Here is an 18,837-nt window from a genome sequence, read left to right on the forward strand (position 1 = left end):
CAAAAGGAGGTTTTATGCTGGTCGTGATGCATAAAGATGCTACTGAAGAGCAAATAAAAAAAGTTTGCGCAATAGTAAGAGAGATGGGGCTAACCCCTCATCCGATAAAAGGTGCCCAGCGGGTGGCGATTGGTATTACCGGGAATAAGGAGATGGTCGACACCCGCAGGATTGAAAATCTTGAGGGAGTTATAAATATCATCCATGTCACCCAACCCTATAAATTGACAAGCCGGGAGATGAAACCCGACGATACAAAGATAAAAATTAACGATGTTTTAATCGGGGACAAGAAGCCGGTGATAATCGCCGGACCTTGTGCAGTAGAATCAGAAGAACAGATGTTTGAAATCGCCCGGACAGTAAAGAAACTTGGTGCAGATATGTTACGCGGTGGTGCCTTCAAACCGCGAACCTCTCCTTATTCCTTCCAGGGGCTGGGTGAAGCAGGTTTGAAAATCTTACGCCAGGTAGCAAATAAGGTCAACCTGCCGGTGGTATCGGAGGCGATTGATACCGAAGTATTCTCCCTTCTGGAAGAATATGTTGATGTCATCCAGATTGGCGCCCGCAACATGCAGAACTATGCATTATTAAAACGAGCAGGCAAGAGCAAAAAGCCGATACTCTTAAAGCGCGGCATGGCTTCCACAATTCAGGAGTTTCTCTTAGCGGCTGAATATATCATGGCAGAAGGAAATTATCAAGTCATCCTCTGCGAACGGGGTATAAGGACCTTCAGCGATTTTACAAGGTTCACCCTTGATATAAGCAGCATTCCTGAACTAAAAAGGATATCCCACCTTCCGGTCATTGCCGACCCGAGTCATGCCTCGGGAAAAAGGGATATGGTATTGCCGCTGGCGCGGGCAGCAGTCGCAGCCGGTGCGGACGGGATAATGGTTGAAGTGCATAACAATCCGGAAAAGGCGCTTTCCGATGGACCGCAATCTCTCACCCTTGAAGATTTTGCTACATTCATGAGTGAACTACAAGCAATGGCAAAAATTCTTAAGAGATTGTAAAATCTGAGTCTTGACATTAATAACCTTTTCCGTATAATTTTAGCAAAGGAGCAACCATGCGCGAAATTTTTAAGAATTCACTCTTAGTGGGTTTGGGGGTCGTAGGATTGGGTCGGAAGCGTCTGCTGAGGTTCTATAATACCTTAAAGAGTGAAGGTGAAACACTCAAAGAGGAGATCCCTTACCTTAAACGGCGCTGGTCAAAGATAGAATCACTTTCCCAAAAAATTGACGAAATGGGAACCAATCTCCGGGAAAGATTAAATCTCGCCACCCGGCGGGAGCTCGCTGAATTGAATAAAAAGATTGAAAAATTCCTCAAGCAGAAGTCGGTTGCCGAATAATATTTTCACATGTATCTCAACCCTTTCCAGCGGTTCAACCGCTACTTTCAAATCACCCGGACCCTTTTAAAATATGGTTTTGGAGAATATGTAAAGACTCTTCATCCCGCTTATCTCCTCGCCCATCTGGGGATTAGAAAAAGCCCACTTGCCATCCGGCCGATTCCCGAGCGGATAAGATTGCTGTGTGAAGAACTCGGACCCACCTTCATCAAATTAGGACAGATCGCCTCCACACGCACAGATATCTTCCCCGAAGAATTTACTGAAGCATTGAGTCTGCTCCAGGACCAGGTAAAGCCTATCTCTTTTTCGGTGATGAAAGAAGTGATAGAAAGTGAACTTGGACCGATCAAGAAGATTTTCACCGAATTTAACGACAATCCCATTGGTTCCGCATCAATCGCACAGGTATATCTTGCCCGTTATCAGGATACCCCGGTGATCGTCAAGGTGCGCCGACCGAATATTGAGAAGGTGATAGAACTCGATATTGGGATGCTGCGACGGATAGCGGCACTTGCGGAAATAAATATTCCGGGCATAAAAGAAAGAAAACCCCAGGAGCTGATTGATAGCTTCGCCCGGATGATTTACAAAGAATTGGATTTCTACAATGAAATCACCAACGCTGAGCGTTTTCGGGAGAACTTTGCCAGGGACCCAAGGATAAAAATTCCCCGGATATTTAAAGAAATCTCTACTTCCCGGGTCCTGGTTCAAGAATACATCGATGGAATAAAGATCAGCGACCTCAACCGAATCAAGGAAAATGGAATAAATCCTAAAATCATCGCCCGAAACGGTGCAGATATTTTTTTAAAACAAATTCTCATCGATGGTTTCTTCCACGCCGATCCCCATCCCGGTAATATCTTTGTGTTAAAGGACAACACCATTGTGCCCATTGACTTCGGGATGGTGGGAAGAATATCCCCTCAGATGAAAGAGGAATTGGTAAATTTTGTATTGGGCGTCATCAATCGCGATGCCCGGAAGATTGCCCGGGTGATATTAAGATTGGGCGTGATCACGCGGCCTGTGGATCAGAACATGCTCCAGGAAGATATTCTTTATATTTTGGATAAATTCGAAGGTCGTTCCCTGAAACAAGTTTCCGTAAAGGAGTTTGTCAAAGATTTGAACCGGGTGATAAGACACTACCAGATCACAATTCCGCAAGATTTGTTATACTTAGGCAAGACATTGTCCCAACTGGAATCCATCGGCCGGGAGCTGGATGCGGATTTTGATATAATAAAATTTGCCCGAAATTTTGCCTTTCAGCACAATCTGGGAGTTATTTCCGCGGAATTGCTCCTCAAGAAGGGGCGCCGGTGGTTTGAAGATATGATCACCACCATTCTTGATTTACCCGAAAATATAAACACCCTTTTTGATACAGTAAAACGCATTGATAAAAAAGAAGAGATCCAAAAATCAGAAAAATATCTATACTGGTATCTCAGTGGGTTTGGTATATTGTTTACCTCCGCCTTGCTTATCCTTCTCATCGACCACCCACTGATAAAAGTGCTGAGCATCGCCGGAATTATATTCTCTTTTCTGGTGTTTGTGATCCAACTTTTACGTTCCTTCTTCTCTTATTGACATAAGTTTTATTTTTGGATATAATCTCCAGCTGCGGGATGCAAGGGAAGTGCCGTGCGAATCGGCCGCAGTCGCCGCTACTGTGATGCCGGTGGATGAAAATCTGCCATGATTATGGCTAAAGTGTCATAATCATAGTCTGACCACAAAGCCACTGTGCTTTAGCACGGGAAGGCGGTCAGGCTGGACAAGCCAGGAGACCTATCCCCAGCATCCTAAGGGAAATCCTTCGGACGAAAGGAGGTGCCCTATGGCTTTCCCGATATTTTTTATCTTACTCATCTTTACCAACCCTGAACCAATTTATGAATTAGATACAATATATATCACCGCCGCACGTTATAAAGTAGATCTTCTCCATGTGCCCTTCAGTATTACAATCTTACCTAAGGGAGAAATTTCACTTGCCGAGCGCCTCTTAAAAAATTCAGGCATCAATCTGCTTGATTATGGGAATCTCACAACCATTTCGTTAAAAGGGCCGAGCAGCCGTTCGACTGCCATCGCCCTCAATGGAATTCCTCTGAACTCACCCCAGTCTGGTGACTTTGACATTTCTCTCCTTCCTTCTTACTTCATCGATGATGGATACATCGCTAGTTCCAATCTCGCAGGCATTCATACTTTTGGTAATCTCGGCAATACGGTAGCATTTTATACGAAGGAAAAAGAACGAAGTATAATTCTAAAAAGGGGTAGTTTTGGCAAGATCGCAGCTGGAGGAATCTGGACCCTATTTTCAAATACCGCAGGATTCTATATTGAGGACAATAAAAATAGATTTCCGTACAAGGATGAATTTAATAACATCTCCTACCGGGAAAATGCTCATTATCAGCATGGGGCTGGATACTGGACATCAACCTTACCGTTCGCCATTAACCTATTTGCTACTTTCCGTGATGCTGATGTCCCTGAAAAGTTGGGTAGTATCGCCGGGCAACCCCATAAAAATGAAAAAGCTGTTATCGGTTCGCTCTCTTATGATACACAATCCATCCGCTTTGGCGGTTCCGGGAATTTCTATCGCTTAGATTATTCAGACACAATCTTTGGTCAGGACCGGCATCAAGCCCTAAGCACCGCATTGGACTTATCCTTTAAATCTCAAAATAGGAATATAGCATTTTATTTAGAAAAAGAGGCGGTTTCCTCAACCAAGATTGGAAGTCATTCAAGAGATATCATTGGTATAGATTTTTTCCAGCAACATAAAATCAAATTGCTCACCGCGACTCCTTCGGCGAAGATGACCCTTACCAGTGATCGTCTTTTTGGTTTAAGCATTCTTTTGCCCGGTCTCTATTTCATTAAAGAAAACCTCGGGATTTATCACAATCTATCTTTCGGTTATCGCTACCCCACAATGAATGAACTCTACTGGCCGGAAGATAACTTTTCGGTGGGCAATCCAAATTTAAAAAGCGAAAAGGAAATCACCGTTGAATCCGGCTTCCGCTATATTGCGGCATACTTTCTGAAAGGAGAACTTTTCTTTAAATTTGGTCGAGATATAATAACCTGGATGCCGGGCGGAGATGGAAAATGGCGCCCGGTCAATTCTGCTCATTTCCGTGCCTGGGGCACGGACCTCTGTGGATTTTTTGAAAAGCCATTAAAGTCATCTTTTGGTTTTAGCTTTTTCTGGGCTCGTAATGATGGGTCAGTATTGCCCTACCGGCCGTGTATTAATATCGTTTTAAATATTGAAAAGTCAAATTTCTTTGGCGAGACAATCATCATGTTAAGGCGACCCGCAAATCCATCGGGTGTATCATTCTTAGAAGATATTTACTTGTTAAACTTGGGTTATCATTGGAACCAAAGAATTATAAATCGCTCTTGTTTTATTGACCTGCGCCTTAAAAATATCCTTGATAAAAATTACCAATTTGTTGAAGGATATCCCCTGCCAGGAAGGCAATACGAAATCACCTTTAAAATAAATCTGTGAAAGGAGGTAACATGAAAAGATACTGGGTCCTTGGGCTTGTTGTTTTTTTCTTTCTCACCTGTGCCCGTAAGGTACCAGGGAAGGGCAATGTCTATATCCTTCTCCAGAATGTAAAAGGGGTCGATCTGTATGACCCCAGCAAAGACAGCCTTTATACTGGGATTCTCTCCACTGGCGTTACTCCTAACTATCTGCTTTTTGGCGAAGATAAAGGATATATCGTCAATTCTGGATTTGGCGGGACACCAAGCCTTCAAATCTTTAATGTTGAGAATAATGAATTAGTTGCCATCTATCCCCTCCCTCAAGGATCAAATCCCTATGCAGCGGCACTCGTGGGCAAGGAGATTTATGTCACCTCTTATACCTTCAACAAGTTATATATCCTTAACGAAGAAGGAACGATCGCTGATTCTTTACCTGTGGGGCGGTCTCCTGAAGGAATAATCGCGGACAACAATAAAATCTATGTCGCCTGTGCCAATGTTACCTATGATACTGCAGGTTATCCGGTTTATAACGACGCCTATCTCTATATAATTGAAGGGAAGAATGTAAAAGATAGTATTAAGGTCGGTAAAAATTGCCAGTGGGTGGAAAAAGACGAAGATAATATCGTGGTCCTTTCTACCGGTGATTATGGAATGACTCAGGCCGGACGGTTATATATCGTGCAGAATGAACAATTGAAGGATTCAATTGAAGTGGGCGGTGCACCAGGTTATTTTGTTGTCAAGGATAAAAAAGCCTATATCGTGGGCTGGGCTGATTCTTTAAAGATTGTGGATTTGACAAGCAAGAACATAAGGAAGATTGGACTGGACACCCTGGGTGGCTATATGGGTTGCGATATTGATGATGAGGGAAAAATTTTTGTTGTCCAGGGTGACTGGATTGGACAGAACAATACGCTGATCGTGATTGAAAACGAAACCATAACAAAGAGAATTCCTTTAGGGAATGCTACGGGTGCGAGTTTTGTGCGGGTAAAAGAATGATTTGCATCCTGGCAGGGGAAATTTAGCAACAAAGAGGATTCTCCATAAATTAAAGGAAACAAATTTTGGTTATTGACAAAAGGGTTTTATGCTGTATAATCATTTTAATGGAATTGCTATCCTTGCCCGAACGGCTCGCCGAAATTGCCCAATCCCTGTTGGAGCATTCATCGCTTGAAAAGACTTTTGATACCATCACTCGAACCGCCTGTTCCTTTTTTAATGCCTCGGCATCCGCAATTATGCTTTTTGATAGAGAAAAAGAGTATCTCACCATTGCCCATTCTACCAATCTCTCCAGCGAATATCTTAAGGTTGTAAAGGTGCGCAAAGGCGAAGAGATCTCGGGGAAGGTCTGTGTGGAGAAAAAACCGCGTTTTGTCCCTGATATTATTAAAGTTTTTCAGGAAAAAGGAGACTTATTCTCTATTGAATGGATTAAAAAAGAAGGGCTGGAATCTCTTGTAACCGCTCCGCTTTTATTAAAAGATGAATCCATCGGCTGTTTAAATCTCTATTATCGGGAGAAAATAGCTAATTTTGAGGACTATCCTGCCCTGGATTTCTTCTGTAAACTCGCCGCCTTGGCAATTGAACACACCAAATTGATCAGTGAAATAGAAGAGAAATCAAAGATTGTAACGGAATTGGAACATATAGGAATAACTCTAACCTCAACCTTTGATATCGCAAATATCCTTAAAGTCTTGCTTGCCTCAGCGATCAAAATTACCAATACAGATGCCGCGAGTCTTTTGGTGGTTGATGAACCCAAGAACATGGTGCTTGAAGCATATGAATTTTATAAAGAAAGCGGTCAGATAAATAAGTATAAAACTACTGCCCGCCTCACCAACGGTATTTCGGGAGAAGTAGTAAAAAAAAGAAAACCAGTGATAATCCCGGATTTAACAAAATATGAGAATGCCAATCCCGTAGCGTTACAAAAAGGAAGGAGGGCGGTCGTGGCGATGCCCCTGATTGCCCGGGAGAACCTCATTGGTATCCTTTATGTTGATTCATATACCCCCAGAGATTTTTCTTCCTCAGAAATTGAATATCTCCAGCTGTTATGTAGCCAGGCTGCGGTTGCCCTCGATAATACCCGATTATATACCCGAATTGCCCGGGAGGCTCAAGAGACAGCAATTCTTTATGAAGTGAGCAGAACATTTATTTCCACCCTTGATTTTGATGCCTTGTTGAAAAATATCCTCCGGCGCTTAACAGAGACTTTTGGTTATTTAAATCTTGCTATCTTCCTCGTCGATGAGGAAACCCAGACCTTGAAACTTTGTTCCTACATCAACTATCCTGAATCGGTAAAGGATATCGTAATAAAGATTGGTGCCACCGGTATCACCGGGCATGTTGCCGCAACCCGGGAGATGTATTACTCACCGGATGTATCAAAAGACCCATATTACATACCAGGTGTGAAAGAAGCCAAGAGCGAAGTTTGCTTCCCACTAATGATAGGTGATAAATTGATCGGTGTCCTGGATGTGGAAAGCCCAAAGATTGATGGTTTTACGCCCGACGATATAAAAATTCTCTCCACGCTCAGTGCCCAGATTGCCATTGCATTGGATAATGCCCGACTTTATGAAGAAGCAAAGCGGCTCTCCCTGACCGACCCCCTCACCAATCTTCCCAACCGTCGGAGTTTTGAGATAATGATTGAAAATGAAATCAAAAGGGCTGAGCGTTATCGCCGACCATTTGCCCTCTTGATGATGGATTTTGATAATTTCAAAAGTTATAATGATAAATTTGGGCATTCAGCAGGAGATGAGATATTGAAAAGATTTAGCAACCTTATGAAAGAAGCAATCCGGGATGTTGATTTCTTGGGCCGCTACGGTGGCGATGAGTTCATTGCGGTATTACCGGAGACCGATGCCAATTTTGCCCTTGTTGTTGCTGAAAGAATTCGAAAAAAGATCGAAGCCGAAAAGCTTGATCCGCCGGTCACACTCAGCATTGGTATTGCCGTTTTTCCCAAGGACAGCCGGGAAAAACAAAAACTCATTGATCTTGCCGACCACGCCTGTTATGAAGCGAAGGAGATGGGCGGCAATCGGGTCAATTTTGCCGGAGCTTAAATTTGTTAATCTTTTTTTTCTTAATCACGGAAACATACTTGGGTCAATTCGTTCTGGATCCGAACCAATTGCAATTTATTCCGAATGGGAATTTCTTAAAATTGCGAATTCCGGGTTGGGAAATCACCGATGAAGTTGGTGCCCCTGAATTACCTACCACAACCATTAAGATTGCGCTCCCCTTAGGTGCTCAAATAAAAAGTGTAGAAGTAATCGCCACAGAGAAAAAGGAGCTGAAATTAACCTCGGACATTTCATTCACTGCTCCTCCAACAATCCTTTGCATGGAGGTAAAAAAAATCTCTGCCCCCAACAAAAATATTTATCAATCTCCAAAACCATATCCTGAAAAAATTATTTTTTTAAAAGGCAGTGGAGTTTTTAATAATCATCAAATCTGTGAACTCGTCGTAGTTCCGTTTCAATACCTGCCTTTGGCAAGGAAAATCATCATTCATACTTCAATAAAGTTTGCTATCCATTATGAAGGAGGTAATCCAGCTATAGCCCGAGATGATTTGCTCCAGCAACTCGTCGTTAATCCGGTAACGGTGAAGGAAAAAAAGGTGCTTGAAGACCTTCATGAATTTCAGTATCTGATAATTACTGAATCACCCATGGATACGGTCTTCCAGCGTCTCGCTGCCTGGAAAAGAAAAAAGGGAGTTCCAGCTCAGGTAAGGAATGTAAGCTGGATAATCAATCATTATCCAGGGGAAGATAGCGCGGCAAAGCTCCGAAACTATTTAAAAACCCTCGTTGACTCGGGTACCATATATGTGCTATTAGGTGGTGATGTAGATTATATCCCCTGCCGATTCGCCTATGCAATGACCTGTAGTGCCAATATCTATCCCGGAAGGGAAGATACAATGCCCTGTGATTTGTATTATGCGGATTTGCAGGGAAACTGGGATAGAGATAATGACCGAAGTTATGGAGAGATTGAGGATAGTATAGATTTATATCCAGATCTAATTGTGGGAAGGGCACCAGTAAATACAATTCCTGAGGCACAAAGATTTGTCGAAAAAGTCTTAACCTATGAAAAAAATCCACCCTTTGAATATCTTGATAACGCACTCTTTACTGCCGAAGTATTATGGCACGATCCATATACCGATCAGGGGGTTCATAAAAATAAGATCGGTAATGAGTCATTCCCCAATTACTTTGAGATAACAAAATTATACCAGAGTCTGGGCAACGAAACGAAAGAGGCGGTGATGCAGGCGATAAGGAATGGGCAGAATCTGATAAATCATGATGGTCATGGCTGGATAAATCTGATCTCGGTGGGTGGCTGGCCCCACCGGATTTATAATGTGGATTTTGATACGATCACAAATGGACCGAGATATGGAATTTTATACTCAATCGGCTGCTGGACAAATGCCTTTGACTCGGCATCAGTTTCTGAAGCGTTCGTCAACAGTCCAAATGGTGGTGGTGTCGCATTTATTGGTAATTCCAGTTATGGCTGGGGTTCACCAGGAAATCCCGGATTTGGTTATTCTGATAGATTTGATTCAAGATTTTTCTATTCACTCCTTAAAGAAGATAATTATCACCTCGGTGAGGCATTAGCAATGGCAAAGGCGCACTTCATACCTTATTCAAGAGAAGAGAATGTCTATAGATGGCACCAGTATCAATTAAATCTTCTTGGTGATCCGGAATTGCCAGTCTGGACCAAAATTCCTGATACAATGCTCGTCTTTGCCCCTTCTTATCTACCGCTGGGCAATGCACGAATAATGATTACCGTAAAAGATAAGAAAACAAATACTCCTCTGCGCAATGCCCTTGTATGTTTGATGAAAGGCAATGAATCATATGCTTCAGGATATACCGATGCGAGTGGTTCAATATTTTTAAAAACCAATGCCTTGATTCCAGGAAATTTTGACCTAACCATAACATGCCATAATTATCTGCCAGTTGAATCAACAATCCCGGTAATGAATGGCGCATATATTAATTTTGGAGGATGGAACATAAACGATATTTTTGGCAATAATGACCATATCGCAAACCCGGGTGAAAATATTCTACTTCCAACAAAAATAATTAACTGCAGTAGTATTATAGCAAGAAATATTCAATTAACAATTTCAGCGAATGATACATTAGTCCTGGTTTTTGATAGTACTGCATTTATTGATTCATTACTACCAAATGACTCAACAACCATAGACAATGCATTTGCAATAAGAATAAGAGATTTTGCTCAAAATGGCAATTGTGCTACATTCAATCTAAGAATAGTTTTCAACAATGATACCCTGATTTTTAGACCTAACATCCTTATTGGAATGCCGCAATTGAAGATTGAGCAAACCGATATTAGAACTTTACCTGCCATACCCGGACAGATAGAATCATTGTATATAAATTTAAAAAATTCAGGCTATGGTGCTGGGCATTCGGTCCGGTCAGGATTATCATCCCTTGACCCCTATGGATTTGTGCTAATTGATACCGTGCGCTATGGTGAAATTCCGCCTGAGTCAATAAAAAGTGCCCCAGAACCATTTGTGATATATATAAGTCCATTCTGCCCACTGCCTCATATTTCTAAGTTTTTATTGAATATCCACTCGGAAAATTTATGTTTTACCGACACAGTCTCAATATTGATTGGCGAAACTGGATTTTTTGATGATATGGAATCCGGGGCCAATCTCTGGACAACCGATGGAATAAACAACTTATGGCATATTTCACAGAGAAGATATTTTTCACAATCACATTCCTGGTATTGTGGCAATGAAAACACTGGTCAATATGTCAATAATATGAACTGTTACATCCAGACCATACCGTTTATGATCCATAAAAATTCTCTACTAAAATTCTATCGCTGGTTCAATGTGCCCATCTATGGGAGTGATGGAATCTATGTGATTGTTCTCCATAATAATAATGCGGATACCCTTGATTTCATCGGCACCGGCGGTGCCCTCCAAAACCGGCCGATCAATAGTGATTGGTTCTGTGAGAAATATTTACTTGATGATTACTCTTCCGGTGACTCCATTCAGATTCGCATTGCCTTTGTCAGCGATAATGATGGGCATACGGGAGAAGGTTTTTATATAGATGATTTCAGTGTTGAATACCAAACCGCTGTTGAAGAAAGTATAATTGAAGCGTCCGGGCAAAAATTAAAACTCGAAGTCTTACCAAATCCATTCCAGAATCAATGTGTGATTAAATTTCACATTTCCGATTTCAAATTTCCCCAAATTGATGATGTAGGGCAAGGCTTCAGCCTTGCGGTTTATGATGTTGTAGGCAGACTTGTTAAATCATTTAACCTGTCCTTTTACATCTCAAACCATGCATCCAATATTGTATGGGATGGTAAAGATGATGCAGGTCGTAAACTTCCTGCCGGAATCTACTTTATTCAACTGGAAGCAGGAAATAAGAAAGAAATACAAAAAGTTATATTACTTCGCTAAATATCAACTTTTTTCTGCTTTTTTCACTTTATCACGATCAGTCTTCTGCTTGTAATTTCCGTTTCTGACTTTAATACAAGAAAATAAGTTCCCGATGGCAATTCACGGACATCAATTCTTATATTATATTCTCCTGTTGGTTTAACACCATTCCAGGCATTCAGTACTAATTGTCCCAATGAATTGTAGAGATTTAAAGTAACATAGGAAGGTTCTTTTAAAATAAAATGTACCATTGCCTCGTCTTTAACCGGATTCGGTTTTATACAAAGGTTATTAACCTTTGAGCTGAATAAAGAACCTTCGTGAATACCCAACCTCCAGTTCAAATTCCAATAAGTCTGCATTCGGTGGTCAAGCAGGACGATTTCGGTATCGGGCATTGAATGGTTATATCTATCCCAGTATGTTAACATAACTCCCAATATAATGGTGGCGCTGGAATCAGGCATCAGCTGGAACGGTCCACTTGCCATCAAAAACCGCTGGTCATCGGGTTGGGGGACTACTGTATCATAAGGAACATATTGCCCATTGTTATAATCATATCCGGCAAGGGCTAAATATCGTTGATTATCATAATACGGATCGCTTACCAGGGTAAATCTCTTGTATGCTGTCAATCCCATCTGGGGATTCTCCGATGGATCACGCCAGTCCGGAACACCATCGTTGTCAATATCCCATTGACTTGGCGGCACATTATTCCAATAATAAATACTATCCCGCTCATACTGGTCTACAATACCATCGTTATCTTTATCCTGCCCCCATTGTAAATCAAATGGTGTCTGCAATAAATCAAAGCCGATTGTGCCAACATCACTCCAGCCTGGTTCATCTGCAAGTTGATACTGAAATGCAAGATTATCAACCCAGATTGATTCGCCATTTACTACATACCATTTTCCAACGATTGCATAGCAAATGTCATTAGCATTAGTCCCTGCCTCATTTCCAATGTCACAATCAGCACAATATCCGAAATATAGATTCTTAATCGGTTTGTGCAGCACATTCTTTATTTCAAATTTCAAAAACACCATATCCGCAAGCAAAGGATCACTCCAGACATAGACGGTTTGATAGACTCCAATGCCGATTGGTTTTGTATCATTTGGCATATGATATGTTGAATCACAATCATTATAACAACACCAGGAATCCTGGTCTGATAATGGTTCCTGTGGAGCCATGGGAAAACTATCGAAAGGTGCGGGCCAGGGGTCTGGATACATATAGATTATTACACAAGGTGCACCCGGGTCCTGTCCGTATAAACCCGGAACAAATTCAGATTCTCCGCCATGGGTTCCATAACCAATTGTCACCATTGTATCGCAGGTTATAGAGTCAATGGCACCAACCCATATCCCTGAGCCAAAAATATAACCCTGACCACTTCCTTTAGGCCAGTAACAGGGCATTCCCAAATGTCCATAATTTGTTATTCCGAATTCAATATTATTTATGTTATGGATCTTATGGTCCCATTGCCGACTCCCAATAAGAGAAGGTCCATTATAAATGGTTAACATAAAGAAGACAATTATACCCATAAAACCTCCTTTGTATTATTATACCCTTGTTTTGTGAAATTTTTGTGAAATTTTAGAATCTTTCATTCTTCTTCAATTATTCTAAACTCAGTCCGCCGATTCTTTGCCATTCCTTCTTCGGTGTTATTCGGCGCAATCGGTTGGGTATCGGCATAACCCCGGGCAATCAACCGCTCGGGTGCGATATTAAATTTCTCAATAAGATATTTTCTTACCGCCTCAGCCCGTGCCAGGGATAATTCCCAATTGGAAGGAAATTCCGCGGTGTTTATCTCTCTTGGGTCAGTATGGCCACTTAATTCCACTTTTATATCAGGATTATCCAGTAAAATTTTGCCTGCTTCATCAAGGAATGGTAAAAATTCTGGTTTCAAATCCGCTTTGCCCGTATCAAAATTTACTCCCCTTAATACTATCTTCTCCCGTTTTTTAATGAGATAAATTTCTTTTTCCGTTAGTCTGTTTGGTTCCACAACGACCGAACAGGTCTGGGCAATATATCTTGGGTCTTTTCCTGAAACCGTTAAAACATAAACACCTGCAGGGAGGTTGCGTAAGACGAATGAACCGGAGAGAGAATCATTATCAATTGTGCCATAGGCATTTCCTTTATATGAAATAGTGGCACCGATTGGCTTTTTTGTCACCGCATCAAAGACAATTCCTCGCAGAATTCCGAATTTTGTTTTATAGAGAGTGATTATCTTCTCTGTCTTACCTTCAGGCTCAACAAAGATTGAATCCACATTCTGGGGATAACCAGGGACAAATGTAGTGATGATCAATCCACCAGAACCAATATTTTTAAATTCAATCTTCCCTGATTTATCGGTCTGAAAACTACCCTGTTTTATGCCAGTGAGGCTTATATTGGCAGTGAGCGGCTCTTTTGTGTCGCCATCAATAACCAAAATTTTCAAAAGATTTGTTGGTTTAACTATCCCTAAACTACCGCTCAAACCAATTCTATGTGTAATGCCCAATTTGCCATAAGGGACAAATGCATAATCAAACTGTAAATCTGCATATCTTATGCCAAAACCCGTGGTAAAACCCGAGCCGATACCGAGTTCTGAAATACTATAAGGACCGCTCCTCCATCCGGCGCGCAGAGAGAATATAGGATTAAAATTATACTCAATCCCAAGGTTTACGCGAATGATATTATCTAATGGTAGATTCAAATCAAGCAATATATTTAAGTTTTTTAAGCCCTGATATACACCACCAATCTTCATTTCCGAAGGTAAGTTAGTCTTGTAACTAAGATTTTTTATTGAACCTCCGATCTGGATGTCTTTATTTACAATGAGCTTTCCACCAACATCAAATGCAAGGTCATATAGTCTTTGTTCATACAAATCTTCAATCATCGTCTTCAATGCGAATCCATAATCTGCTTTTTCTTTTAAATTCCGTCCATAACCAATAGTGAATATCCCACTCCAGAGATTACCGGTGCCCAGTGGATTATTATTCTCATCCCATATCTCCACATCCTTATTTGAAGAATATATACCACTAATTGCCAAATAGCCATCAAAACCGGGCATCCCAAATATCAGAAATTCATCTCTAATATTCTGAAACCATTCATGATGGGAGGCAAAGAATTTTAAGTCTTTTAATACAGAGATTCCGGCAGGATTCCAATAAAGGGCGGTGATGTCATCAGCAAGACCGACGAATGCCTCACCCATTGCCACTGGCCTTGGCCCCACTCCAATCTTCAATAGTGGATACATCGTAGTGCCGATATCATTTTGGGAAAACACTGTAAAGAAATAGAAAAAGATTATCATAGTTTTTCAATTTTAGTCATTTAGGCATTTATTTTATTATCACTGCCTTTTTCTTCACAGTTTTATGTTCTCCATCATCCGCATAAAAGTCAAAGACATAGATATAGACACCAGGTGCAAGCCTCTGACCACTATCATTCTTACCATCCCAGGGATAATAGTGAATTCCAAAATCATAATGTCTATTGGTAATCAACCTCCGCACCAACTCACCCGCACGCGTATAGACCTCTAAATTCACCCGACCCGATTTAGGCAGACTAAACATAAACTGCGTCCGCTCACGAAACGGATTCCGAAAATTATGCACTTCAAACGGCGGCACAAGAATCGTTCTAATCAGTGCACTATCCCTTATCCCCTCATTCCTACTACATACTCCATAAACAACTAAATCAAAATAAATCAAAGTATCTAATACACCTGAAAAATCAAACCTATCTGGTGCACTAACCCGCACCGCAAAATCACGCGGAATACCAGGACTAACCAAATTTAAATCAATAATACCGTCCTGATTGTTATCAGCCAATGCTGAACCATCCTTATCCAATATCTCTACCTGCCAACCACTCATCACCCCACCACCAATGATATTCACATAATCCGATAAACTCGCCTGCAAAATCGCACGCAATGGATAAGTTACACTCTTTCCAACCTCAACCTGATTTGTATGATCAGGCTCTATAACCAACCCCCACACCCCACCTAAACTCTTAGTCACTATTACCACATCATCATAGACCGAAATATTATTACTACTACATGCACGCACAATCACCGTATCAACAACATCAGGATTTGTCTGCGGTATTCTCACCCGAACCAACAAACTCTCACACCCACCAAAACCACTCATTGAACCCAAATCAACCACCCCATCACCATCAGTATCTGTAAGCAGATTACCACTCAAATCTCGCAAGATATAACTAAAATCTGCACCAATAACCCTCAAATCAATCACATCAACTGCATTACCAAAATTACTCACCCACAATAGATAATCCACCGAATCACCTGAATACGCTGAATCACTACGGCTCGGCTCAATATCCACCTGGGCTATCGTACCCGCAATCAATACACAAATAGATGAATCGCGGATTAAAGTATCCCGACCCGAATAGCCATAAACAATTATCGTATCACGCACACCAGATGGAGTATTTGCAGGAATCAAAACCCGCAGGCTGAAACCAACCTGAGCACCCGAACCACCAATCCCAGGCAAATCCACCAGACCATTATTATTGTGGTCAACTAGTTGATTATTTAATGAATCCAATAATTGATAACTATAACCCAGCCGATCAACATACCTCAAATCAATCGTATCTATGAAGGTCTGATTGTTCCTGCAGAAAAGCGGAAAGTCTACCCAATTCCCGGGCAATCCCGTCAATTGTTGGTCCGGAAAGATGATGATCGCACCCATACCTTCAATAATCGTGATAATCCTTGCATTATCAGTAATTGCCGGATTCAAACTGGAACGACCGGTCAGAATCAAAGTATCAGCAACACCTGCAGAGGCAGTATCGGGTGAATAGATAAACAATCGGAATCTAACCGAATCCGAATTATTAACCCAAAGATCAACCAGACCATTATTATTATGGTCAGCAAGCGGCATACCCAGAGAATCCAATAATACAACACCCCAGGGTCGGTTATGATTATAATACAAATCAACCGTATCACGATTCGTCCCCTGATTATAAACCCACAAATCATAACTTTTTGGTACACCCGCCACCGTATACCCAACCTGGTCAGGCTCAACCAGTATCGCCACAACTCTGCGAATCTTCGTAGTAATAAAGACCGTATCCATTAATGCAGGATTGATATTAGAATTGCCAATCAACCTCAATGAATCAACCTCCCCACCCTGGGCATTTGATGGTGGTGTAACACCTAAAACAATCGGCACTGTATCATTGATGTTTATTATCACATCCGGAATTGAATTGTTATTGTGGTCAACCAGGGGATTATTGCCCGTAGAATCAAATAAGTCTATTTGCCAGTTGGTAGTATGCTGATAAACTAAATCAACCGTATCAAGACCAATTCCTATATTTATCACCCGGATAGGATAATCTATCCTTACACTGGGCAATGTAGAATCCGCCTGATTAGGCTCAAGAATTAATCTCACCGCTGGACCATAACCAATTCTGACCTCATACAAGTATGGCAAATATGCTGGATTTGTATACTTTAGCCTTGCCCGATACTGGAGATACCTTGAATTCAAACTATCAGGAATATCTTCACCTTTACCTAAAGAATCCCATCCTGACCAGGAATTATTCGGATTTGGTGTATTGCCACTGCGCACAAAGAATGAAATACTTGAGCCCGGGGGCAGACTATCATCCCAGTCAACAATCCCCCAGGCAACCTCTTCACCCGCATCAAAGACCGAAGAAATATAATCCTCGTAGTATTTACGATTATACACATTCCCGATCTCCCGAAACATCCCATGATGATCATAATCAGCAGCGAGTGATTGACTGGTCGTAAAATTCGGACCCCAAACAATATGCGTGATGCCATCCCAACCCCAATTACCCAATAAAATATCCAAATACCCATCACCATTTAAATCACAAACAAAACCCGCAGAAGTCCAAACCTGAATCGGAATCATAAAACGATTGGAATCTGAATATCCACTTCCACTACCCCAGTAAATCACAGGATTACCAACCGCAAAAAAGACTATATCCAAATACCCATCACCATTTAAATCCGCAACCGAACTACCACCATACCCACTACCATTACCCTGCCCAGGATTCACCACCACATAATTTGAATATCCCGATGGGCTACCATAATAAATACAAGCCGCATTCGTATTGCGAGTAGTAAATACCAGATCCAGATACCCGTCACTATTTAAGTCCGCAACCGAAGAACCATGTCCAATACCAACATTATTCAAGGTTTGATAATTACTCGGAGAATATCCCGAAACACTACCCCAGTAAATGAAATTATATGTGGCATTATCATTGACAAAGAGAATATCAAGCCAATTGTCTTTGTTAAAATCAGCTACCTCAACATTATGCTGACCACTTTGAGTAGGTAACTCGGTAGAATTAGAATTTGAATAACCCGAAGCGCTTCCCCAGAAGATACTTGCTTGGTTGGTATAACGATTTCCAATAACGATATCAATATAACCATCCTTATTAAAATCCGCAAACATACCTGACTCATTCCATGCACTGGGGACAGAAAGAGTTATAGGACCTGATGGATTTGGTCCGCTTGGCGTACCGTGGAACACAAAAATACATTCATTCTGTAATGGAACAACTAGAAAATCGGGGTAGCCGTCAAAATCTACATCTGCTGCATCACAATTACCAGCAGTGCCGCTGGTAGGATATATTGTATAATTGCCAGTATTATAACCAGTGGACTCACCCCAATAAATATAATGGCATTCATTCAAACGTGCTGCGATGAACAAATCAACATATCCATTGTTATCCAAATCAAATCGCGGCAAATATTCCACACAGCCATTATTGCGCCGTGAGGCAAAAAGATTTTTCTCATAGATCCCATCCTTAAAATCATTCTGGGTAGTCTCAATCCATTGATATTGGGCTAAAAGCAAAATTATCAGCATATTCATATTTTCTGCTCCATTTCAAACAACTTAACGCCTTCTTCTCATACTGGATAGTGTTTATTTAATAGTATATTGTCAACAAAAGTTGTCTTAAATATAAACTTAGTCATAATTCTTCCTTTATTTTCTACTAAATTATAAAAATTTATTGACAAAAGTCAAGTAAAACATACTAGTAGCATTTTGCCGTCTTTCATCAAAATAAAATCTTACCCAAATTAAATTTAGATTCTCAGGCGAATAAGAGTATAGTTTTAGAATTGAATTAATCATGCTCTTTACTCCTGTGATTATATCTCTTTCTATGA

Annotated in this window: 10 protein-coding genes and 1 riboswitch; of the genes, 7 read left to right on the forward strand and 3 right to left on the reverse strand. The window is 41.1% G+C overall.

What is annotated here, in order from left to right; translation table 11 throughout:
• The first annotated feature begins 14 nt into the window (after window positions 1-14).
• The 7 genes from aroF (at window position 15) to ABIL39_05280 (ending at window position 11,504) form a co-directional block, all read left to right on the forward strand.
• The gene (gene aroF / locus ABIL39_05250; protein ID MEO0165526.1) at window positions 15-1,025 is read left to right on the forward strand and encodes a 3-deoxy-7-phosphoheptulonate synthase; all 1,011 of its coding nucleotides are present in this window, start codon (window positions 15-17) and stop codon (window positions 1,023-1,025) included.
• A 56-nt stretch (window positions 1,026-1,081) separates the two neighbouring features.
• The gene (locus tag ABIL39_05255; protein ID MEO0165527.1) at window positions 1,082-1,369 is read left to right on the forward strand and encodes a hypothetical protein; all 288 of its coding nucleotides are present in this window, start codon (window positions 1,082-1,084) and stop codon (window positions 1,367-1,369) included.
• Window positions 1,370-1,378: 9 nt separating this feature from the next.
• Entirely contained in the window at window positions 1,379-2,980 is a 1,602-nt protein-coding gene (locus tag ABIL39_05260; GenBank protein MEO0165528.1) for an AarF/ABC1/UbiB kinase family protein, read from the forward strand.
• A 1-nt stretch (window position 2,981) separates the two neighbouring features.
• A riboswitch (cobalamin riboswitch) is annotated at window positions 2,982-3,204 on the forward strand.
• Window positions 3,205-3,230: 26 nt separating this feature from the next.
• Complete coding sequence (locus ABIL39_05265; protein MEO0165529.1) at window positions 3,231-4,934, forward strand: TonB-dependent receptor; 1,704 nt, start codon at window positions 3,231-3,233, stop codon at window positions 4,932-4,934.
• An 11-nt stretch (window positions 4,935-4,945) separates the two neighbouring features.
• The gene (locus ABIL39_05270; GenBank protein MEO0165530.1) at window positions 4,946-5,932 is read left to right on the forward strand and encodes a hypothetical protein; all 987 of its coding nucleotides are present in this window, start codon (window positions 4,946-4,948) and stop codon (window positions 5,930-5,932) included.
• A 107-nt stretch (window positions 5,933-6,039) separates the two neighbouring features.
• Window positions 6,040-8,037 carry a sensor domain-containing diguanylate cyclase gene (locus tag ABIL39_05275; protein MEO0165531.1) on the forward strand — a complete coding sequence of 666 codons (1,998 nt, stop codon included), beginning with the start codon at window positions 6,040-6,042 and terminating at the stop codon, window positions 8,035-8,037.
• 2 nt (window positions 8,038-8,039) lie between these two features.
• The gene (locus ABIL39_05280; protein MEO0165532.1) at window positions 8,040-11,504 is read left to right on the forward strand and encodes a C25 family cysteine peptidase; all 3,465 of its coding nucleotides are present in this window, start codon (window positions 8,040-8,042) and stop codon (window positions 11,502-11,504) included.
• A 23-nt stretch (window positions 11,505-11,527) separates the two neighbouring features.
• On the opposite strand, the gene ABIL39_05285 is transcribed toward ABIL39_05280, so the two are convergent.
• The 3 genes from ABIL39_05285 to ABIL39_05295 form a co-directional block, all read right to left on the reverse strand.
• Window positions 11,528-13,063 (reverse strand): T9SS type A sorting domain-containing protein, encoded by a 1,536-nt coding sequence (locus tag ABIL39_05285; GenBank protein MEO0165533.1) that lies wholly within the window; start codon window positions 13,061-13,063, stop codon window positions 11,528-11,530.
• Window positions 13,064-13,125: 62 nt separating this feature from the next.
• Window positions 13,126-14,865, reverse strand: coding sequence for a PorV/PorQ family protein (locus ABIL39_05290; GenBank protein MEO0165534.1), 1,740 nt, complete (start codon window positions 14,863-14,865; stop codon window positions 13,126-13,128).
• A 28-nt stretch (window positions 14,866-14,893) separates the two neighbouring features.
• Entirely contained in the window at window positions 14,894-18,532 is a 3,639-nt protein-coding gene (locus ABIL39_05295; GenBank protein MEO0165535.1) for an FG-GAP-like repeat-containing protein, read from the reverse strand.
• Between the last annotated feature and the right edge of the window lie 305 nt (window positions 18,533-18,837).

This window comes from candidate division WOR-3 bacterium (assembly GCA_039802205.1).
Taxonomy (GTDB): Bacteria; Hydrothermota; Tepidihabitantia; order SM23-42; family JAOAFX01; genus JAOAFX01.